General features: G+C 47.3%; 16 protein-coding genes and 1 tRNA gene. 6 read left to right on the forward strand and 11 right to left on the reverse strand.

The window, feature by feature from the left end; all coding sequences use genetic code 11:
- Positions 1–34: 34 nt before the first annotated feature.
- Positions 35–1,639 (reverse strand): phosphoenolpyruvate carboxykinase (ATP), encoded by a 1,605-nt coding sequence (pckA, locus tag E0E47_RS10785; protein WP_130893663.1) that lies wholly within the window; start codon positions 1,637–1,639, stop codon positions 35–37.
- 244 nt (positions 1,640–1,883) lie between these two features.
- Here pckA and upp point away from each other — a divergent pair, with 244 nt between their 5' ends.
- Positions 1,884–2,543, forward strand: a complete 660-nt coding sequence (upp, locus tag E0E47_RS10790) for a uracil phosphoribosyltransferase (protein ID WP_008626593.1) — start codon at positions 1,884–1,886, stop codon at positions 2,541–2,543.
- Between the two features lie 262 nt (positions 2,544–2,805).
- On the opposite strand, the gene E0E47_RS10795 is transcribed toward upp, so the two are convergent.
- Together E0E47_RS10795 and E0E47_RS10800 are read right to left on the reverse strand one after the other, a co-directional pair.
- Positions 2,806–3,813 (reverse strand): 2-oxoacid:ferredoxin oxidoreductase subunit beta, encoded by a 1,008-nt coding sequence (locus E0E47_RS10795; protein WP_008626598.1) that lies wholly within the window; start codon positions 3,811–3,813, stop codon positions 2,806–2,808.
- 24 nt (positions 3,814–3,837) lie between these two features.
- Positions 3,838–5,685, reverse strand: coding sequence for a 2-oxoacid:acceptor oxidoreductase subunit alpha (locus tag E0E47_RS10800; RefSeq protein WP_008626599.1), 1,848 nt, complete (start codon positions 5,683–5,685; stop codon positions 3,838–3,840).
- A gap of 329 nt (positions 5,686–6,014) precedes the next feature.
- Between E0E47_RS10800 and E0E47_RS10805 the strand changes: the two genes are divergently transcribed.
- Positions 6,015–6,086, forward strand: a tRNA-Arg gene (locus E0E47_RS10805).
- A 6-nt stretch (positions 6,087–6,092) separates the two neighbouring features.
- Here the strand turns inward: E0E47_RS10805 and E0E47_RS10810 are convergent.
- The 4 genes from E0E47_RS10810 to E0E47_RS10825 form a co-directional block, all read right to left on the reverse strand.
- Positions 6,093–7,601: an MGH1-like glycoside hydrolase domain-containing protein gene (locus E0E47_RS10810; RefSeq protein WP_232038413.1), complete on the reverse strand. Its 1,509-nt coding sequence runs from the start codon at positions 7,599–7,601 to the stop codon at positions 6,093–6,095.
- Positions 7,602–7,778: 177 nt separating this feature from the next.
- On the reverse strand, positions 7,779–10,826 hold the full coding sequence (gene secDF, locus E0E47_RS10815; RefSeq protein WP_130893664.1) for a protein translocase subunit SecDF: 3,048 nt from the start codon (positions 10,824–10,826) through the stop codon (positions 7,779–7,781).
- Positions 10,827–10,935: 109 nt separating this feature from the next.
- A complete protein-coding gene (locus E0E47_RS10820; protein ID WP_130893665.1) occupies positions 10,936–12,024 on the reverse strand; it encodes an endonuclease/exonuclease/phosphatase family protein in 1,089 nt (362 codons plus the stop codon).
- A 2-nt stretch (positions 12,025–12,026) separates the two neighbouring features.
- Positions 12,027–12,947: a rhomboid family intramembrane serine protease gene (locus tag E0E47_RS10825; RefSeq protein ID WP_130893666.1), complete on the reverse strand. Its 921-nt coding sequence runs from the start codon at positions 12,945–12,947 to the stop codon at positions 12,027–12,029.
- Between the two features lie 207 nt (positions 12,948–13,154).
- On the opposite strand from E0E47_RS10825, the gene E0E47_RS10830 reads away from it, so the two are divergent.
- From E0E47_RS10830 to E0E47_RS10845, 4 genes are all read left to right on the forward strand, one after another.
- Positions 13,155–13,427 carry an HU family DNA-binding protein gene (locus E0E47_RS10830; protein ID WP_040602739.1) on the forward strand — a complete coding sequence of 91 codons (273 nt, stop codon included), beginning with the start codon at positions 13,155–13,157 and terminating at the stop codon, positions 13,425–13,427.
- A gap of 103 nt (positions 13,428–13,530) precedes the next feature.
- Positions 13,531–15,330 carry an arginine--tRNA ligase gene (argS, locus tag E0E47_RS10835; protein WP_008626607.1) on the forward strand — a complete coding sequence of 600 codons (1,800 nt, stop codon included), beginning with the start codon at positions 13,531–13,533 and terminating at the stop codon, positions 15,328–15,330.
- Positions 15,331–15,346: 16 nt separating this feature from the next.
- Positions 15,347–16,015 (forward strand): ribonuclease H1 domain-containing protein, encoded by a 669-nt coding sequence (locus E0E47_RS10840; protein WP_130893667.1) that lies wholly within the window; start codon positions 15,347–15,349, stop codon positions 16,013–16,015.
- Between the two features lie 35 nt (positions 16,016–16,050).
- Positions 16,051–17,868 carry an LTA synthase family protein gene (locus E0E47_RS10845; protein WP_130894360.1) on the forward strand — a complete coding sequence of 606 codons (1,818 nt, stop codon included), beginning with the start codon at positions 16,051–16,053 and terminating at the stop codon, positions 17,866–17,868.
- A gap of 29 nt (positions 17,869–17,897) precedes the next feature.
- Here the strand turns inward: E0E47_RS10845 and E0E47_RS10850 are convergent, their stop codons facing one another.
- From E0E47_RS10850 to E0E47_RS10865, 4 genes are all read right to left on the reverse strand, one after another.
- Entirely contained in the window at positions 17,898–18,914 is a 1,017-nt protein-coding gene (locus tag E0E47_RS10850) for an inorganic phosphate transporter (RefSeq protein ID WP_130893668.1), read from the reverse strand.
- A gap of 16 nt (positions 18,915–18,930) precedes the next feature.
- On the reverse strand, positions 18,931–19,578 hold the full coding sequence (locus E0E47_RS10855) for a DUF47 domain-containing protein (RefSeq protein WP_130893669.1): 648 nt from the start codon (positions 19,576–19,578) through the stop codon (positions 18,931–18,933).
- Between the two features lie 19 nt (positions 19,579–19,597).
- Complete coding sequence (locus tag E0E47_RS10860) at positions 19,598–20,239, reverse strand: DedA family protein (RefSeq protein ID WP_008626615.1); 642 nt, start codon at positions 20,237–20,239, stop codon at positions 19,598–19,600.
- 92 nt (positions 20,240–20,331) lie between these two features.
- Positions 20,332–20,736 (reverse strand): hypothetical protein, encoded by a 405-nt coding sequence (locus tag E0E47_RS10865; RefSeq protein WP_232038414.1) that lies wholly within the window; start codon positions 20,734–20,736, stop codon positions 20,332–20,334.
- Positions 20,737–20,862: the final 126 nt, after the last annotated feature.

Genomic DNA, 20,862 nt, shown 5'->3' on the forward strand with positions numbered 1-20,862 from the left:
CGGACAGACCTTGATGTTATGTTTTACTGTAAAATTACAACTTCGGACCTGCTGCAACCAAAGCCTTGCCGGCTTCGTTACCCGTGAACTTCGCAAAGTTCTTGATGAAGCGGGCTGCCAAATCCTCAGCCTTCTTCGTCCACTCTGCAGCGTCAGCGTAAGTGTCGCGAGGATCGAGGATCTTCGAATCAACACCCGGCAACTCCGTAGGAACAACGAAATCGAAGTAAGGAATAGTCTTCGTGGGAGCCTTGTCGATAGAACCGTCCAAGATGGCATCGATGATACCACGGGTATCGCGGATGGAAATGCGCTTGCCCGTACCGTTCCAACCCGTGTTCACCAGGTATGCCTTAGCACCCACCTTGTTCATCTTCTTCACGAGCTCTTCAGCATATTTCGTAGGATGCAAGCTCAAGAAAGCAGCTCCGAAACAAGCAGAGAACGTCGGAGTCGGTTCAGTGATACCACGTTCCGTACCGGCCAACTTGGCAGTAAAACCAGACAAGAAGTAGTATTGAGCCTGTTGGTCGTTCAAGATAGAAACGGGAGGCAATACACCGAAGGCATCAGCCGACAGGAAGATTACCTGCTTTGCGTGAGGACCCTTGGAAATAGGCTTCACGATATTTTCGATGTGGTAAATAGGATAAGATACACGTGTATTTTCCGTTACGCTCTTATCTGCAAAATCAATCTTGCCGTTAGCATCTACCGTTACATTCTCCAACAAAGCGTCACGTTTGATAGCCTTGTAGATATCGGGTTCGGATTCTTTGTCCAAATTGATGACTTTGGCATAGCAACCGCCTTCGTAGTTGAATACGCCCTCGTCATCCCATCCGTGCTCGTCGTCACCAATCAGCTTACGTTTCGGGTCGGTAGACAAAGTCGTCTTACCGGTACCGGACAAACCGAAGAAGATAGCAGAGCTCGTACCGTCCATGCTAGTGTTGGCAGAGCAGTGCATAGAAGCGATACCGCGCAAAGGATTGAAGTAGTTCATCATGGAGAACATACCCTTCTTCATTTCACCACCGTACCAAGTGTTGATGATGACTTGCTCTTTTGAAGTCAAGTTGAAGACCACGGCTGTTTCTGAGTTCAAGCCCAGTTCCTTGTAGTTTTCAACCTTAGCCTTAGAAGCATTGTAAACCACGAAGTCTGGTTCGAAATCCTTCAAATCTTCTTCCGTGGCGCGGATGAACATGTTCGTTACGAAATGAGCCTGCCATGCCACTTCCATGATGAAACGCACCTTCAGGCAAGTAGCCTTGTTAGCGCCGCAGAAGCCGTCGACAACGAACAATTTCTTATTTGAAAGCTCCTTCACAGCCAAATCCTTCAACACATTCCAAGCCTCTGTCGTTACAGGCTTGTTGTCATTCTTATATTCTTCAGAAGTCCACCATACGGTGTTCTCAGAAGTAGCATCTTTTACGATAAACTTGTCCTTGGGAGAACGACCGGTATAAATACCCGTCATCACATTCACAGCACCCAATTCCGTTACCTGACCTTTCTCAAAACCTTCCAAACCAGCTTTGGTTTCTTCCTGGAACAACACGTCGTATGACGGATTGTGGAGAACCTCTACAGTACCGGTAATACCGTACTTACTCAAATCTAAATTTGCCATTTTCTAAAATAATATTTGGTTAGAAATCAATTCACTATAAAAAAGCTTCCTTTTTGCGCTGACAAAATTACAAAGAAATGCGTGCATCTGAAACTTTCGGCTTATTATTTTTCTTAATTCAAAAACATTCTTCCGTTAAATTTCCCAAAACCTAAGAAGCACAGCTATATTTGCTACACGGAGTTTACATTTTCAAGAAGTTTTTGTTACTTTTGCTCTCAAGTATATTTAAATCCATCCAAATATGAAAGTGATTAACTTTGCAGAACACCAAACGGTTGTCAACAGATACATGTCGGAACTCCGGGACGTGTGCATACAGAAAGACAGGGCACGGTTCCGCCGCAACTTGGAAAGAATCGGGGAAGTCATGGCGTATGAAATCAGCAAGACGTTGGATTATTCCACCAAAGACATACAAACCCCATTGGGCACGGCATCTACGCAATTGTACAACGACCCGATTGTACTGGGCACCATCTTCCGGGCCGGCCTTCCTTTCCATCAAGGCTTCCTGAATGTGTTCGAGGAGGCCGACAACGCATTCGTGTCGGCCTACCGTTTCTACAAAGACAAAGAATGCCATGAAGTGGGCATACATATCGAATATCTGGCCACACCGGACCTGAACGGCAAAACACTTATCATTGCCGACCCCATGCTGGCTACCGGCGGCAGCATGGAACTGGGGCTGAAGGCATTCGAGACCAAAGGCATACCGGGAAAAGTGCACTTATGCAGCGCGATAGCCAGCCGGAAGGGTGTGGACTACCTGACGGAAACATTCAAAGACACGGACTACACCTTATGGTGCGGGGCCATCGACCCGGAACTGAACGACCACATGTACATCGTCCCGGGATTGGGCGATGCCGGCGATTTGGCCTACGGCGGAAAACTTTAAACGCACAAAAAACACAACGTTACACAGATTGCAAAGCTTGTTTTTCCAATCTCAGGAGAACGAAAAATCAATCTCAGGCGAATGATTTTTCGTTCTCCTGAGATTGATTTTTCGTTTGGCGCAGATTAATTTCAGACCTTTAGAATATTGGTTTTCAAGTCTTTCCTTTTTCAAAAGGTCTTCAGCAGAAATCTTCACAAAAAAGCGGCCGCCTCGTGTCCGGGACAGCCGCTATCGTCTATATTGCGAGGCAGACAGGAACCTACTCCTTCACCTCCCAAATATCATTCGTATAGAGCAGCTCCGTGAAATTGTGGTAGGGTTTCTTTCCTTTCACTTCTTCTATCTGCCGGTTGACCGCCTCGTCGTATGTCGGAGCTTCCACATCACGAATCACGCCCAATGCCACCGGGAAATCAGGCCCTTCCATCAGAGCCAACTTCAAGTGCAAGGTGTTGTCCTGGCAATGCGCATCATGCACGAGGATGTCTTTTTCCGTCACGCCGTTCTCTCCTATCTTCACGACCTTCAACCCGAAACCTTCCTGCATCAAGCCGAATTCCTTATTTTCACCGAACAACATCGGCCGGCCGTGTTCCAGATAAATGGCATGCTTGGCACGCCCTTCCTTGGTCGAAACGGCATCATGCGTCCCGTCGTTGAATATCACGCAATTTTGCAATATCTCGCACACGGCGGCTCCCTTATGGGCGTGTGCCGCCTTCAGGATTTCCACTGTCCCGGCGGCATCCGTAGCCACGGCACGGGCAAAGAAGTGACCGCGCGCCCCGAAACACAACTCAGCCGGATTGAACGGGTCTTCCACCGTCCCGTAAGGAGAGGATTTGCTGACGAAGCCTCTCGGAGACGTCGGAGAATACTGCCCTTTCGTAAGGCCGTATATCCGATTGTTCAGCAGAATCATATTGATGTCCACATTGCGGCGGATGGCATGGATGAAGTGGTTGCCGCCAATGGCCAACCCGTCACCGTCACCGGAAATCTGCCACACGGTGATATCCGGATTGGCCACCTTGAAACCGGTAGCAATGGCTGCGGCACGCCCGTGAATCGTCTGCATGGCATACGTATTCATATAATATGGCAAACGGCTGGAGCAACCGATACCTGAAATCACGGCTGTTTCATAAGGCGGCACTCCAATCTCGGCCATGGCCTTGTGCAAAGAAGCCAAAAAGAAATGGTCTCCACACCCGGGACACCAACGCGGCTGCCCCTTCTTATAATCTTTTGCTGTATATTCGCTCATTTTCTTTTATTCTTCTAAGTTTGACTATTTGTTGTAAATCTCGGTAAAGGCTGCCACCAACTCGCTCACGACAAAAGGCTGGCCTTTCACCTGATTGAACTGATAAGGCACGAAGCCGTCTACTTTCATACGCAGATATGCGGCAAATTGCCCTAAGTTCTGCTCGGCTACCACGACTTTCTTATACCGCTTCAGCACTTCCGCCGTATTGGCAGGCAACGGGTTCAGGTAAGAGAAATGAGCCAAAGCCACTTTCTTGCCTGCAGCCGCCATTTCATCCATGGCCGAATGCAAATGGCCGTAAGTACCGCCAAAGCCCACTATCAGCAGTTCGGCATCGTCCACGCATCCCTGCACCTCCACATCGGGCACCGGGATTTTGGCCACTTTCTCTGCACGCAAACGGCACATCTTGTCGTGGTTCTCGGGATCAGTGCTGATGGCTCCTGTCCGGCCATCCTTCTCCAACCCGCCAAGAATATGCATATACCCCTCTTGTCCGGGTATGGCCCAGTAACGCACTTGCGTGTCGGGATTACGCATGTACGGCGTGTAGCTCCCAGCCATTTCCGGAGTGACGTAAGGGGGGCAAATATCGGGATAATCGTTCAAATCGGGCAACTTGAAAGCACCGGAACCGTTGGCCACAAAGGCATCGGTGAGCAACACCACAGGTGTCATGTGCTCCAAAGCCATCTTCGAGGCATAATAGGCCGCATCGAAACAATTCGTAGGCGAAGTGGCGGCTATTACCGGCATCGGCGATTCACCGTTACGTCCGAAAAGGGCTTGCAACAAATCCGTCTGTTCGCTCTTCGTGGGCAAACCCGTGGACGGCCCTCCGCGCTGCACATTCAGTACCACCAAAGGCAATTCCGTAATCACGGCCAAGTTCATGGCTTCCGATTTCAAACATACACCAGGCCCCGAAGTAGAAGTCACTGCCAATGCACCGGCAAAGGAAGCGCCAATGGAAGAGGCACAACCGGCAATCTCATCCTCGCACTGCACCGTGGTCACGCCCAGACTTTTATGTTTGGACAATTCATGCAGCACGTCCGTAGCCGGCGTAATGGGATATGAACCCAAGAAAAGCCGCTTGCCAGCCTTCTCTGCCGCAGCGATAAACCCGTATGCAGTAGCCTTGTTGCCCATGATGTCCATATACTTGCCGGGCTTTTTCGTCTTGGATTCCACCTTATAGGTATGGGCCACGGAGGCATGCGTATTGGCCCCGTAATCATATCCGGCTTGGATAACCTTTATATTGGCTTCTGCCACGGCAGGCTTTTTGGCAAATTTCTCACGCAACATGTTGAACGCAATCTCCAGGTCGCGGTTGAACAACCAACACACCAGTCCGAGCGCAAACATGTTACGGCATTTCAATATGCCCTTGTTGTCCATGCCAGAGTCTGCCAGACAGGCTTTGACCATCTGGGTGATAGGGGCAGCAATCACATCGTTTTTGATGCCCAACTCTTCTATCGGGTTATCCGTCGTGAAAGCGGCCTTCTGCAAATCTTTGGCCTGAAAACAATCGGTGTCGATAATAATACATGCTGTAGATTTGGCATATCTGTACTGGGTCTTCAATGCTGCCGCATTCATCGCCACCAACACATCACACTTGTCGCCCGGCGTGTACACACGCCCCGCACCGATGTGTACCTGAAAACCGGAAACTCCTGTCAACGACCCCTGCGGAGCCCGGATATCAGCCGGATAATCGGGAAACGTACAAATGTCATTTCCTACCGTCGCCGAGACCGTAGAGAAAATATTCCCGGCCAACTGCATACCGTCGCCGGAATCACCAGAGAAACGAACCACTACCTGGTCCAGCTCTTTTACTTCTAATCTATCAGCCATACTTTTTGTAGCATTTATATGATTACTGTATATTCTTTCTACCTTAGGAATGCAAATATCGCAAAGATATGTTTAAAAACAAAATATTTTGCTGTTAAAAGCATTCCGGAATACAGATTATACTATAAAATCGTAATCTAAAAGCTTATTTATATAGCATTTCATCGTGCTTCCCTCACTTTTCAAAAGCATAAAGTTCGCAAAAGCATAGGGAAATGCATAAATATGCAAAGAGAGAAAGGTCAAACCTTTCCCTCTACCTTATGAAAGTTTTGTCCCAAGTATTCGACTTTTTAAGCAGAAACTGTTAACTTTGCAATGTAGAAAGAGCCCCTGTAGTTCAATGGATAGAACTACGGTTTCCTAAACCGCCAATCCGGGTTCGATTCCCGGCGGGGGTACACGGTCTATTTCAAGGTAAAAGTTTGTGTTCCGGCTTTCACTCTGTACTTCTTCCCATTCACTTTCAATACATATTCCTTATCAGACACCACGCGTACGGTATCCCCGTCTGCCACGATGTCAGTCTGCACATCGCCGAACCTCAGATTCCGGATACCTTGCTCGCCCCAACCTGTCTTATGCCATTCCACGAGCCGAGCCGTGGCATCTATATTATAAAATCCCAACACGTTCTCAATAAACAAAGAAATAGGCCCCAAGGCAGACCATCCGCAAAAATCTTGCGCCACCAACGTCAAGTTCTCACCGTCCACCCGCTGTCCGGGACGGGCTGCCGACGGAGAATAACATTCCCAAATGGAGTGGGGCGCAAAAGTCTTATAGGTTTCAGACATCTGCGCCAACAAACGGCACGCATTCTCATGTGCCACATCATGATAACCGTAAGTCTCAAGTGCCTTGGTTGACATATAGGCCAAGGGCAACCACACTCCACCTCTCCAATAATCTCCAACCTTCCCATTGTAATCCTTATCACTCCGCGACACGGATGGCCAAGGGTATTGGCCGCCGAACTCATTCTCGTCCTGCGCATATTCCACCAAACGCGCCGCTTGTTTCCGTCCCGGGACTTCTGCCAACATAGCCCAATACACAGCCGGTGTCCGCACTTTCACAAAGTCGCCCGTGGCCTCCTCTATGTCATAATAAAAACCATCCTCCGCATCCCAATAATACTTATTGAGCAAGTCCTTCTTCACGGCATACTCCCCGGCAAACTCCTTGGCCGTAGATGGGTCGTCCAAGACCTCGGCAATCCTTTCGATATAAAGTGCCGCCAAGGCCTGTTGGGCCAAGGCATCCATCCACAGCATTTCCCCATCGCATCCCCGGCCACGCGGAGTATTGTCCATACCGCTCTGCACGTCGCCCCACAAATAACCTTTCTCCCTCCGTTCCAACATGACCGGCATCTTGGAAAAACGGCTGCCCCCCCTCTTCAGTTCCTCAAACCAACGGTAATGCCGTTGCAAGTACCGGTTGTCTTCCAGCACATATTCCAAACGCCTTTTGTCGCCTGTCATCTTATAGTATTCATATTCCACCCACGCGAAAAAGGGAGGGTTGTCCGGATGCCAAATCTTCAAAGAGACCGAATCCCCGTCCAATATCGTCTTATAGAAGTTATCCAAGCTCTGTATGCCAGGAAAAAGCGAAGGCGCATAGCGGCAGAAAAGCACCATGAACTCGGTATCCCAAATCCAAATCGTGTCATCCCACAGGTTCTCATCCATATAGGGTGACTGGGGAATCCCGTCCTGATGCTTCACACGTCCCCAGGCCAAGTCCCAAGCGGCCCAATACAAATCCACAAAACCCGGTTCGGGGGAATAAACCGGTTGGGGCAACAAAGACTTGTCCAACCCGCTTCCGGTTTCAGGCTTGGCCTGCACACCAACCGCCATAGCGGACAAAAGGATACCGGAAAACAAAACACTCTTTAATCCCATCATATCACATCTTTTATTTTGAAGACAAAGAAACCGCTCTTCCGGAACATTACCAAAAAGCTTTGCACCAAAAACAGACGGATATGCTCCAGTATCATATACTGAAGACAGCCCGGGTGCAAAACAATACAGGGCAAGCCTAAGCCTGCCCTGCATCCAAACAACTTATAAACGAATTCTTTATTTCATTTCCGAATCGTTCTCCTTGATGCGCTGCCCCATAGTCAGGAAAGCTACCGGAGCCGCCATGAAAATGGAAGAACAGGTTCCGATTACCACTCCGAGAATCATGGCAAAAGCAAAACTGCGGATACTATCCCCTCCCAAGAAGAAGATACACAACAATACGACTAACGTGGTCAACGAAGTATTGATGGTACGCGTCAATGTCGTATTCAAAGAATCATTGAACAAACGCTGACGGTCACGGTTCGGATACAGATGGAGGAACTCGCGGATACGGTCGAATACCACCACTTTGTCATTAATAGAATAACCGATAGCCGTCAGGACCGCACCAATGAAAGTCTGGTCGATTTCCAAAGAGAACGGCATCCATCCCCAACAAATCGAATACGCTCCGATAATCAACAAGGTATCTACCGTCAAGGCCACAACTGCCCCAACCGAGAAAGCCACATTGCGGAAACGCAACAAAATGTAAAGGAAGATGGCAATCAATGCCAATACCACAGAGACAATGGCACCATAAGTAATATCCTCAGCCACGGAAGGACCGACCTTCTCCGAACTGATAATGGAACCTCCGGCACGCTCGTCACGATTGATGAAAGTCTGCAAATCCAAATCCGAAGACAACAAACCACCGCCTTTGAGCGTTTCGAACAAAGTCGACTCTATCTCAGAATCCACGTCCGTGCCTTCCTCATCAATCCGGTAGTTCGTAGATATACGCACTGTCTGATGGTCAGTACCCAAGGCAATGACCTGGATATTGGCATCCCCGAACTTGTTTTGCAACAACGTACGTACGGTTTCCGGCTCCACTTGCTTCTCGAACACGACAACAAAGTTACGTCCACCCGTAAAATCAATGCCTTTACTCAAACCGCGGACAAACAGTGACGCGATACCTATGAGCAATAAGACACCAAATACAGAGAAAGATTTCTTGTAAGCACTCATGAACTTGTAATGGGTGTCACGAAGGAACTTACGGGAAAGAGTCGTTGTAAACGTCAAGTTCATCCATTTGTCTTTGTTCAGGAAGTGCTCGTATACAATGCGAGTCAAGAAAACAGCCGTAAAGAAAGACACCAAGATACCGATAATCAATGTCGTGGCAAATCCACGGATAGGACCTGTTCCGAAATTATACAAGATGATACCCGTAATGATAGAAGTCAAATTGGAGTCGAAAATGGCCGAGAAAGCATTGGAATAACCATCCGACAATGCTTGTTTCACAGCTTTTCCCGCACGCAATTCTTCCTTAGTACGCTCATATATCAAGACGTTAGCATCCACAGCCATACCCAAAGAGAGCACCATACCGGCAATACCGGACATGGTCAAGGCTGCCTGGAATGAAGTCAAAACGCCTAACGTAAAGAAGAAATTCAGAATCAAAGCCCCATTGGCCACCATGCCCGGGACAAGGCCATACATGCCGCACATGTAAATCATCAACAGGATAAAGGCTATCACAAATGAAGTGATACCTTGATTGATGGACTCTTGTCCCAACGTAGGACCTACGAATTGTTCTGAAACGATATGTGCAGGAGCCGGCATCTTACCCGTGTTCAGCACGTTGGCAAGGTCACGCGTATCTTCGAGCGTGAAATGTCCCGTAATAGAGGAAACACCACCGGTAATCTCATTCTGCACCGTGGGAGCACTATATACATACCCATCAAGCACAATGGCGATAGCGCGCTTCACATTTTTCTTGGTCAACGCAGCCCAACGACGGGCACCATCGGAATTCATCGTCATGCTTACGCACGGACGGCCGTTCTGTTCGTAATCATCCTTGGCTTCTGTCACGACATCGCCTTCCAAAGGTGCACGACCATTGCGTTCCGTAATTTTAATCGCATATAATTCGAAAATGTCTCCCATATTACCGCTACCTACAGGCTTCACTCCCCAATAAAGTTTCAGGTCACTGGGCAGCACTTCTTTTGCCACGGCAGAAGTGATATAGCGATTGACGGTAGCCGTATCACGCCAACTGGCATAACCCACCACACATCCCATAGGACCTTGGGCTAATTGCAACACAGAAGCCAAAGGATGGTTCTTCATCGCCTGTTCGTCCACAGCCGCCCCGACCTTCTCAGCCGGAGTTCCGCTATTTCCCTTCAGAGCCGCAGCCAAATCCTTCACAGGAGCTTTCTTTGTAGAGTCCGTAGCGTCCACTTTTTCAGCCGGTGTCAATTCAGCCATTGCTGTAGTGTCAGCCTTAACCGTATCGGTTTCTGCAGTTGCAGCATGCTCTGCAGCCAAACGTGTATCCAATGTAGCCAGGAATGGGATAATCTCTTCCGTATTATAGGTTTCCCAAAACTCCAGATTTGCACTACCTTGCAACAATTTACGCACACGTTCCGGTTCTTTCACACCCGGCATCTCCACCATAATGCGCCCCATCTGTCCTTCCAACGTCTGGATATTGGGCTGTACCACACCGAAACGGTCGATACGCGTACGGAGCACATTATAAGAATTGTCAATGGCAGACTGCACTTCGGCACGTAGCACTTTCTCTACTTCAGAGTCGGAACTCTTGGTCGTTACTTTACCTTTCAACTGCTGTGTAGCAAACAATTCCGCCAAATTTCCATCCGGCGCCAATGTTTTGTACTCTTTCACAAATAAGGTAATAAAATCACTCTGGCTATTCTTAGCCCCTTCCGCAGCCTTCGCTACCGCCTTGTTGAATGCCGGATCTTCCTTATGGTCGGCCAAAGCCTTTACCACTTCGGGAACGGACACCTCCAGAATGACATTCATACCACCTTTCAGGTCCAAGCCCAGACTAATCTCCATTTCGCGACAGTCTTTCAGCGAATAAGCGCCCAACCACACCGGATTGTTCATCACGGAATCCAGATAATGTGCGCCAGCTTCCTCTCCTTGCGTTTTCGTAATCTCATCCACCTTATTCATTTGGTAAGTAGTTACAAATGAAAAAGATAAATAGAACACGCACACAAGGGTCAACAGTAAAGCGAAAACTTTAACAAATCCTTTGTTTTGCATTTTAATTTATTATTATGATGTTATTATTTAATAGCTAATCAGACTACAAAGGCGCAAATATAACGTTTTTTTCACATTAACGCCGCAAGTTAACAGATTTATTTATGCCCTAATTCTCTTTTTTGTGTTTTTTCAAGTAAGTAATCATCGGATAATGGTCGGACCACGGAGCCGTCTTGTCCACATGCGTCTCGTATGTCTGCCAATAGTCGGAAACGAAGATATGATCGATACGAAAATAGAACCCTTTCTGATTATAAGACAAGCCTAGCCCGTTACCCGATTGACGGAATGCACTTTTCAGCCGGGAAGACAGGCGATGGCAAGAATAAGATATGGGAGAGTCATTCAAATCACCGCAGACAATCACAGCCTTCCTCCCTGATTTTTCGACATAGTTCAAAACCGAATCGACCTGCGGTCCGCGCAAACGACTCGCCCCGGCCATCTTCCGAACCAGTTCTCTGGAGTTACTTTCCGCATGCCCACTCTCCGGATCTTTAATGATTTCCTTATATTTCATCTTATCCTCTGGTGTCAGCTTATAAGACTCCAAATGGTTATTCACCAACAATACAGTATCCTGACCGTATAATAATTCTACGGCAAGACTGCCATTGGTCGTACTTTCATAGGCTATCCGATGTACGGACAATACAGGCAAACGACTATAGACGAATTGAGGCTCAGCCTTTCCATCATGCAGACGACGAATATGATAACCAGCCTTTGCCATGATGCTATCCACATACTCAGATTTAAGATTCTTAGGCGCCACTCCTTCCTGAAGACAGATAATGTCGGCCTCAGAAGCCACAAGATAATCCAAAATCGGGTACCGTCCTTCCGCATTCTTCTCTCCCCGGGCAAGGAACTCTGTATTATAAGTAAGCAATTTAAGCGCGTCTTCCGGACGCTTCTCAGGCCAATTCACCGGACAATAGTCATATATATAGGAAACAGACAGCAACATTCCGACAAAAGGCAACCAAACGTAACGAATGGAAAAAACCAGCCAAAAAAAGATAAAAGCGATATTAAGCAACAACAGCAGGGGAAATCCCAACCCGAATAGGGCTACATGGGAATGAACCGCCGGATTCAATCCGGAACTCAGTCCGCAGGCCCACAACATGAAAGCCGCCATTATGTTTGCACCGATTGACAGCTGTATCAATATACGTTTCAATGTATTCATCTTCAACGCTGACTGGCATCAAACAACTTACGTTTTTCTTCCTCTGTCAAACTTGTGTATCCGGATTTACGTACCTTCTCTAAAATATGGTCTATCTCTTCCGCCTCTGCCTTTTTACGGGCGTTATACTCATAATCATCCTTTCGCTCCCCCATAAAGACATTCATTTTAGGCTTCCGATAAGAAGAAAACCGGTCTCGTCCTCCGGCAAACCATTTTTTCAACCGTTCTGCAGCAGACGAGCGATTGCCATAATACCCTCCACCGCTGTTTCTCCGCCAATACAAGATGAGCAACAAGCCGAATATCATTCCTCCGAGATGTGCGAAATGAGCGACTCCGTCACCGGAGTTCCCCAAAGCGGAAAGCAACTCTATGGCGGCATAACCAATCACAAAAAACTTGGCCTTAATAGGTACGGGAAGCGGAAAAATAAACAGGCGTTCATTAGGAAACGACATGCCGAACGCCAACAAAATTCCATAGACTGCACCAGAGGCTCCGATAGTGGTCCAACGATTCAAATAGTCGCCCATGGAAATCACGGTATAACCGATATTAACCGTATCGTACGCTCCCAAGCCTTGCCACAGATATTGTACATATTGCACTCCTTCCTGAACCAAACCGGCACCCAAACCGCACACGACATAATAAAGCAGGAAGCGGCGACTGCCCCAATAAGACTCCATCACCCGACCGAACATCCACACGGCGAACATATTAAAAAGGATATGCGTGACACCACCGTGCATGAACATATACGTAAAGAACTGGTAGAAGCTGAAATCAGGAGCTAAAAAGAAGTGTAGTCCTAGCAAATTATCCAAATCCACACCATAGCGCACTGCTACCAATTTAGCCAAAAAGAACAAAAGATTGATTATAATCAGATTCTTCGTTACGGGAGGCATATTCATCATATTCACACTCTATTTTCATTATTCATTGAGACCGCAAAAATACTAATTTTATTCCATTTCATTTAAAATAATCCCTTCAAGCTTGTGCTTTTTCATAAAAAGAAATATTTTTTCAATGAAAAAGTTTGTTTTAACGGCTAATTTACATACATTTGCATGATAGGATACAAAATAAGCGAATTATTATCTACTAAATTATTTCATCAAATGAACAAAACAGAACTTATCAACGCCATTGCAGAGAACGCAGGCTTGAACAAGACAGATGCCAAGAAAGCTTTAGACGCAACAATCAGTGCTATCTCTGAAGCATTAAAGAAGGGTGACAAAATTGCACTTGTAGGTTTCGGAACATTCTCCGTAAGTGAAAGACCGGCCCGCACGGGTATTAACCCCAGAACGAAAGAGCAAATCACCATTGCAGCCAAGAAAATAGCTAAATTCAAAGCTGGTGCGGAATTAGCTGACGCACTCCAGTAACCAGAATAAATCTATTCTGCGGAAAAAAGGGAGAAGCAAACGTTTGCTTCTCCCTTTTTATTATGTATCTTTGCAGCCTGAATAATAAGGTAAAAACAAGGTTATGGAGATAGAAAATAAAATCGTATCAGCCGTAGTTCTCGGCATCAAGACTTTATACGGACAGGACATAGCTCCCGAAACAGTGCAACTCCAAAAGACAAAAAAAGAATTTGCAGGGCACCTGACATTAGTCGTTTTCCCCTTTTTGAAAATATCTCGTAAAAAACCGGAAGACACAGCCCAGGAGCTTGGCCATTTCTTGAAAACGGAAATCCCTTCCGTCGTAGCCGATTTCAATGCCGTCAAAGGCTTTCTGAACCTTGTAATTGCTCCGGCCAGTTGGATTGGTCTGCTCACCGATATCCATCAAGATGCACAGTTCGGCCTGACCGAAGCGACCGACCATTCACCGTTGGTCATGATAGAATACTCTTCACCCAACACCAACAAGCCTTTGCATTTGGGACACGTCCGCAATAACCTGTTAGGATGCGCTTTGGCCAACATCATGGCAGCCAATGGTAACCGCGTGGTGAAGACCAATATCGTGAACGACCGCGGCATACATATCTGTAAAAGCATGTTGGCCTGGCTGAAATACGGAAACGGTGCCACTCCGGAAAGTACCGGCATCAAAGGCGACCACCTCATTGGTGACTACTATGTGGCTTTTGATAAACACTACAAAGAACAAATCAAGGAACTTATGGAAGGGGGCATGAGCGAGGAAGAAGCCAAAAATGAAGCCCCGCTCATCAAGGAAGCCCGTGAAATGTTGGTAAAATGGGAAAACAACGACCCGGAAACCCGTGCCCTTTGGCGTAAAATGAACGAATGGGTCTATGCCGGTTTCGATGTCACCTATAAAGCCCTTGGCGTAAGCTTCGACAAGATATATTATGAATCGGAGACTTACCTCGAAGGTAAAGAGAAAGTTTTGGAAGGGCTTGACAAAGGACTGTTTTTCCGCAAAGAAGACGGTTCCGTATGGGCAGACCTGACTCCGGAAGGATTGGACGAGAAACTTCTGCTCCGTTCCGACGGTACTTCCGTCTACATGACACAAGATATCGGTACAGCCAAACTGCGGTTCCGCGACTACCCCATAGACAAAATGATTTACGTGGTAGGTAACGAACAAAACTACCACTTCCAAGTGCTTTCCATTTTATTGGACAAACTCGGTTTCGAATGGGGAAAAGACCTTGTACATTTCTCATACGGCATGGTGGAACTGCCTAACGGCAAGATGAAAAGCCGCGAAGGTACGGTCGTGGATGCAGATGACCTGGTGGCAGAGATGATAGGCAGCGCACGCAAGATGTCGGAAGACAAAATCAACAAGCTTACGGATTTGAGCGAGGACGAAGCCAATGAGATTGCACGGATTGTCGGTTTGGGAGCCTTGAAATACTTTATATTAAAGGTAGACGCACGAAAGAACATGTTGTTCAATCCGGCTGAAAGCATCGATTTCAACGGAAATACCGGACCATTCATCCAATATACGTACGCACGTATCCGTTCCATCCTGCGCAAAGCTTCCGAATCAGGCATCTCCATCCCTGAAACGTTGTCAGCCCAAACGGACTTGAGCGAAAAAGAAATCAGCTTGATTCAAATGTTAGCCGACTTCCCGAACGTAGTAAAACAAGCAGGTTCCGACTATAATCCAAGCTGCATTGCCAACTATTGCTACGATTTGGTGAAAGAATACAACCAATTCTATCACGATTTCAGCATCTTGCATGAAGAGGACGAAAACAAGAAAACGTTCCGTCTGGTACTGTCTGCCGAAATCAGCAGAATCATACGTACGGGCATGGGCTTGTTGGGCATAGAAGTGCCTGAACGCATGTAAAAAACCTCCTCTTGCGATGGGGAAAAAGAAATTCTATGTAGTTTGGCATGGAGTCAGTCCGGGCATTTACACGTCCTGGACTGACTGCAAACTGCAAATCAATGGCTTCGAAGGAGCCATTTATAAATCTTTCGACACCCAAGAGGAAGCCGAAAGAGCTTATAACACCTCTCCTTATCTTTATATCCAGAAAAAAAAGACTACCGCTCCGGCAGTTTCCGGAAACAAACCAACAGACGTGCCGTCTTATCGGCACGACACCGTATTACCCCTTCCACCCGAAGTCCCGGCAGAAGCCTTGGCTGTCGATGCAGCATGCAGTGGTAATCCTGGCCCAATGGAATACCGAGGCGTTTATCTCCGTACAGGCGAAACCGTCTTCCATTTCGGACCGGTGTACGGCACTAACAATATCGGTGAATTTCTGGCCATTGTACATGCCTTGGCTCTGATGGAACAGAAAAGTATCCGGATGCCGGTTTTCTCAGACAGCCGGAACGCCATCGGTTGGGTCAAGCAAAAGCGTTGCAAGACCAAATTGGAACGCAGCCCCCGTACAGAAGCACTCTATCAGATGATAGAACGGGCTGAGATCTGGCTCAGAACCCACAAAACAGACATTCCCATCCTGAAATGGGAAACGGAACGATGGGGTGAAGTCCCGGCCGATTTCGGCAGAAAATAATCATCTCCACCTATGTCTCCTAAAAAAGAAAAATGATGAAACAACGTATTTCTTACCTTATTAAATTGTTTTTAGCCTTCCTGCTGTTCTTTGTGTTGCAGAAAATCGTGTTCGTCTATTTGAACGCCCCCTTGCCGGTTGGCGACCTGTTCCAAGTCATCGTCCACGGGTTGGGCCTGGACGCTTCTACAACGGGATACTTGCTCATCTTCCCATACCTCGTCGTATGGCTCAGCATTTGGATGCGTCGCATGAAGGCCAAAGCCGTATTACGCCCTTATTTCATCCTTATCGCCATTCTGCTCTCGCTGATTTGCGTGGCAGACACATCACTCTACACATTCTGGAAATTCAAGCTCGACGCCACGATCTTCAATTACATGGACGCTCCCAAACAGGCTATGGCCAGTGTCTCCACCGGCTATGTCGTCATGCGCCTGTTTTGGATCACGGTCTTCTCCGTTCTCTTGTCATGGACTTGCATCCGCCTTACGCCCAAAACATTTCCTGTTTTGCCCATTAACCTGAAAATGCTGCTTCACAATTTCACATACGTACTATTAGGCGGCCTTATCTTTTTGGCCATACGGGGAGGGGTAGGACGATCTACCATGAACATCGGCAACGCTTATTTCAGTGAAAACACCTACATGAACCATGCCGCCGTAAACCCGGCTTTCAGCCTGATGTACTCTTGGAACAAATCCGAAAACTTCGCCGGGAAATACAATTATTTAGACGAACATAAACGGGCCGCCTGCTATGCACCGCTTTATCCGGCCTCGACAGAGGACTGCACCCGGCAACTGCTACGCGCCACACGCCCCAACATACTCATCATCATCCTTGAAGGATTCGGAGGAGAATATATAGAAGAACTGGGTGGAGCTAAAAACGTGTCACCGAATATGAGCCGGCTCATTCGTGAGGGCATCTTCTTCGACAACGTATATGCCAACAGTTTCCGCACCGACCGCGGACTGGTCAGCACGTTAAGCGGACATATCAGCTACCCCACCACCTCCATCATGAAACTCCCGGCCAAGTCACGCCTTTTACCCGGTATAGCCCGTACGTTGCAACAGGCAGGATACCAAACGGATTTCCTCTACGGCGGCGACATCAACTTTACCAACATGAGAAGTTATTTCACGACTACGGGCTACCAACACCTGACCAGTGACACGGACTTCAGCCTACAGGAACGCACTTCAAGTTCCTGGGGCGCGCATGACGAATACACATTCGACCGGCTGTATGAAATGCTCGAATCCCGACCGGCCGACCGACTGTGGCATACCGGATTCTTGACTCTCAGCAGCCACGAACCGTTCGAAGTCCCCTACGACCGGTTAAAAGACAAACGGCAAAACTCTTTTGCCTATACCGATCATTGCTTGGGTGAATTCATCGACCGTCTGAAACAACTCCCGGTATGGAACAACCTGTTGGTCATCTGCCTGCCCGACCACGGCAGCTCACCCACTTTCAATGTCACGTCGCCCACCTTCTACCATATCCCCATGCTATGGTTAGGCGGAGCCATAAAAGCACCGGCCGTCATCCACACTTTAATGAACCAAAGCGACATGCCCGCCACATTGCTCGGACAACTTGGTTTGCCACATCAAGATTTCAAATACAGCCGCAATATCTTTTCGAACTCCTACACCTATCCCTTCGCTTACTCCACGTTCAGCGACGGATTCATGTTCAAGGACAGTACCGGTGTGACCATTTTCGACAATGCGGCCCGAAAAACGGTCTACAACGAACCTGCTCCCGATGGCGCACGTGAAGAAAAAGGTATGGCTATCCTGCAAACCTCATACGACCAATTAGGGGAAAACTGACATGTTTTCCCCAATTAGCAATCCCGCATTTATAACCATAAAGTCACGCCCCAATAGACAGCAGCAGCCAACAAAGCACTCACGGGAATCGTCAACACCCAAGCCGTCATCAAACTCCTTGTCACGCCCCATCGCACAGCCGAAAGCCTCTTAGTGGCTCCAACACCGATGATGGCTCCCGTTATCGTATGAGTCGTACTTACCGGAATTTTCAGATATTCAGTCAGATAAAGCGTAAAAGCACCGGCTGTTTCCGCAATAACCCCTTCAAAAGGTGTCACCTTGGTGATACGCGTCCCCATAGTCCGCACGATTTTCCATCCCCCGGACATAGTGCCCAACGAGATGGCCGTGAAACAAGAAAAGGCTACCCAGTCGGGCAAATCTTCTATGCTGCGTATTCCCATTCCTACACCTTCGGAATGACCGGCAATCATGGCGGCTGCAATAATACCCATCACCTTTTGGGAATCGTTCAACCCATGTCCGATGCTGAACAAGGCCGAAGATACGAGTTGCAACTTCTTAAACCACACCTCGGCCGTATGCGGATGCGCTTTCCGGCATGCGTGCAATACGAGAATCGTGAATCCCAACGCCACTATCATGCCAATCAAAGGAGCCAGAAAAATAAAAGCCGCAATCTTCAATATGATATCCAACTGGATAGAGCCGAAGCCACTGGCCATGATAGCTGCACCGGCAAAACCACCAATCAACGTATGGGAAGAGGAAGAAGGAATACCTTTCCACCACGTAAACAAATTCCATATAATAGCGGCAATCACACCAGACAGGATGATCGGCAAAGTGATATATTCCTCCATGACCGTCTTCGATACGGTATTGGCTATCCCGAAGCCACCGATAACATATTTGGCAATGAAGAAAGCCACAAAATTGAAAGCGGCAGCCCACAACACAGCCTGGAAAGGAGTCAACACCTTAGTAGACACAATGGTAGCAATCGAATTGGCTGCATCATGAAACCCATTGATATAGTCGAACAAGAGAGACAGTACAATGATAATCAATAATAACTCCATGGTTCTCGCCTTTCATTTATACATACTTCACAATCAGATTCTTCAGAATCTTTCCCACATGCTCGGCCGCATCGGTTGTCCGCTCCAGTTCCTGCATGATTTCTTTTATCTTTATTAACTCTATACTGTCCTTCTCTTCTTCAAAAAGCCTTCGGATAAAAAACTCATAGACATCGTCTGCCTGATTCTCCAAATCATGAAGTTCGACACAAAGCCCCCGCAAACGAGCCGGATTCTTCCGGAACACATCCAGTTCTTCCACCGCCTTGCAAATACAGGCAGCCTCTTGCTGTATGAAATGACACAACTCTATTGCACTATCGCCCAAAGCACGGGGATTATAAATGTTGATACGCTTGGCACAACTGTTCACGCAGTCTATCACATCGTCTATGCCAGAGGCCAGAGCATTGATGTCCTCGCGGTCAAGAGGAGTAATAAATGTCGTTTCCAGTTCGTCAAGCACCTGATGGGTCACCATGTCCCCCTTACGTTCGACATCTTTCACCCGTCTGTAATATGTCTCCCGTTCTTCCGGTTTACCCTGTTCCACACTCTCCGACAGCACATCGGCTGCCTCAGACAAGATATCCGCAAGCTGTTTCAGCAAACAGAAAAAATTAGGTTGCTTCGGTACGAAGCTGTTAAAAAAGGAATTTTTCATAAAATCAAGTGTTTAAATTCTATTTCGTCTTTTTCAGTTTCTCTCGCAACACCTCCACTACGGCCGGCAAAATCGAAATCACAATAATGGCCACAATGAGAATTTTCAGATTGCCTTGTACGAAAGGCAAGTCTCCGAAAAAATAACCCGCATAGCAAAACGATGCCACCCAAAGCCCTCCTCCGACGACATTATATATCATGAAATAATAATAATGCATACGCCCCATTCCGGCCACAAAAGGAGCAAACGTACGGACAATGGGAACGAAACGGGCTATGATGATTGTTTTCCCACCGTATTTTTTATAAAATTCATGAGTCTTGTCCAAATAACTCTGCTTGAATATTCTGGAATCCGGATTATGAAACAGTCGCTTTCCCAAAAAACGCCCTATCATATAATTGCAGGAATCTCCTAAGACTGCAGCCGCAAACAATATCATGAACAATAAATTGACATCGAGCGGAACAGAGGGAACAGCGGCAATGGCCCCTCCCACAAAAAGCAGGGAATCGCCCGGCAAAAAGGGCGTGACCACCAACCCCGTCTCACAAAAAATAACAGCAAACAATATGGCATAAGTCCACGTATGATACTGCTGCACCATCTCCACCATATAATGGTCGATGTGCAGGATAAAATCCATTATAAAATCCATTACTTTATATCCTTATTTATAATAAAATGAAAACTAGCAGCCGAAAAGCTGCCATAAAAAAGACTTTCTCAGCAATCTCTTACAGGAAAGTCTTAAATAAGGATACGCCTTAACGTATATACAAAATATAATTTGGCATTGCCGGAAAACGATGTATCCGGGAGCTTCTCTCCTCTCTCCGGCAGCCACAAGGCTGCAACCTGCCACACACCATTCTTCCATCCGGCAAAAACTGTATGTCCTTTGAAAGAACGCGTAGCCTGAATCGAGTGTCCAGTTGGACACGAAAGAAGTGCATAGCCAATATCACCCCATCCAAGCCCTGCACGTATCTCCTTATCCTCTCCGCAGCATTTCGTATCTGCCCCTACACCGTCTCCCGCCCCCATTATGGTAGCAGAAGGCATGCAAGCCATATCTCCCTCCGCAGTGGAAAAAGAAGAGTCCCACAGAAAAAGGCACAGAGCAAACACCAAATAGGATAAACATTTTGCCATAACCGCTGCAAATTTAGAGATTATTTTTTATCCGGCAAACGATATGAAGAAAAGGGACTCTCAAAATCCGCAGACTGAAAATTCATTATTCGGTCCCCTTGACGATACCTCCTTCTTCATGCCAAG

This window comes from Paraprevotella xylaniphila YIT 11841, from assembly GCF_900683745.1.
Lineage (GTDB): Bacteria > Bacteroidota > Bacteroidia > Bacteroidales > Bacteroidaceae > Paraprevotella > Paraprevotella xylaniphila.

Coding starts and splice junctions, on each gene's coding strand:
- secDF (WP_130893664.1), bottom strand. CDS start 10,826: ATGCAAAACAAAGGATTTGTTAAAGTTTTCGCTTTACTGTTGACCCTT.
- upp (WP_008626593.1), top strand. CDS start 1,884: ATGAAAGTGATTAACTTTGCAGAACACCAAACGGTTGTCAACAGATAC.
- E0E47_RS10840 (WP_130893667.1), top strand. CDS start 15,347: ATGGGGAAAAAGAAATTCTATGTAGTTTGGCATGGAGTCAGTCCGGGC.
- argS (WP_008626607.1), top strand. CDS start 13,531: ATGGAGATAGAAAATAAAATCGTATCAGCCGTAGTTCTCGGCATCAAG.
- E0E47_RS10865 (WP_232038414.1), bottom strand. CDS start 20,736: ATGGCAAAATGTTTATCCTATTTGGTGTTTGCTCTGTGCCTTTTTCTG.
- E0E47_RS10845 (WP_130894360.1), top strand. CDS start 16,051: ATGAAACAACGTATTTCTTACCTTATTAAATTGTTTTTAGCCTTCCTG.
- E0E47_RS10855 (WP_130893669.1), bottom strand. CDS start 19,578: ATGAAAAATTCCTTTTTTAACAGCTTCGTACCGAAGCAACCTAATTTT.
- E0E47_RS10825 (WP_130893666.1), bottom strand. CDS start 12,947: ATGATGAATATGCCTCCCGTAACGAAGAATCTGATTATAATCAATCTT.
- E0E47_RS10850 (WP_130893668.1), bottom strand. CDS start 18,914: ATGGAGTTATTATTGATTATCATTGTACTGTCTCTCTTGTTCGACTAT.
- E0E47_RS10795 (WP_008626598.1), bottom strand. CDS start 3,813: ATGAGCGAATATACAGCAAAAGATTATAAGAAGGGGCAGCCGCGTTGG.
- E0E47_RS10820 (WP_130893665.1), bottom strand. CDS start 12,024: ATGAATACATTGAAACGTATATTGATACAGCTGTCAATCGGTGCAAAC.
- pckA (WP_130893663.1), bottom strand. CDS start 1,639: ATGGCAAATTTAGATTTGAGTAAGTACGGTATTACCGGTACTGTAGAG.
- E0E47_RS10810 (WP_232038413.1), bottom strand. CDS start 7,601: ATGATGGGATTAAAGAGTGTTTTGTTTTCCGGTATCCTTTTGTCCGCT.
- E0E47_RS10860 (WP_008626615.1), bottom strand. CDS start 20,239: ATGGATTTTATAATGGATTTTATCCTGCACATCGACCATTATATGGTG.
- E0E47_RS10830 (WP_040602739.1), top strand. CDS start 13,155: ATGAACAAAACAGAACTTATCAACGCCATTGCAGAGAACGCAGGCTTG.
- E0E47_RS10800 (WP_008626599.1), bottom strand. CDS start 5,685: ATGGCTGATAGATTAGAAGTAAAAGAGCTGGACCAGGTAGTGGTTCGT.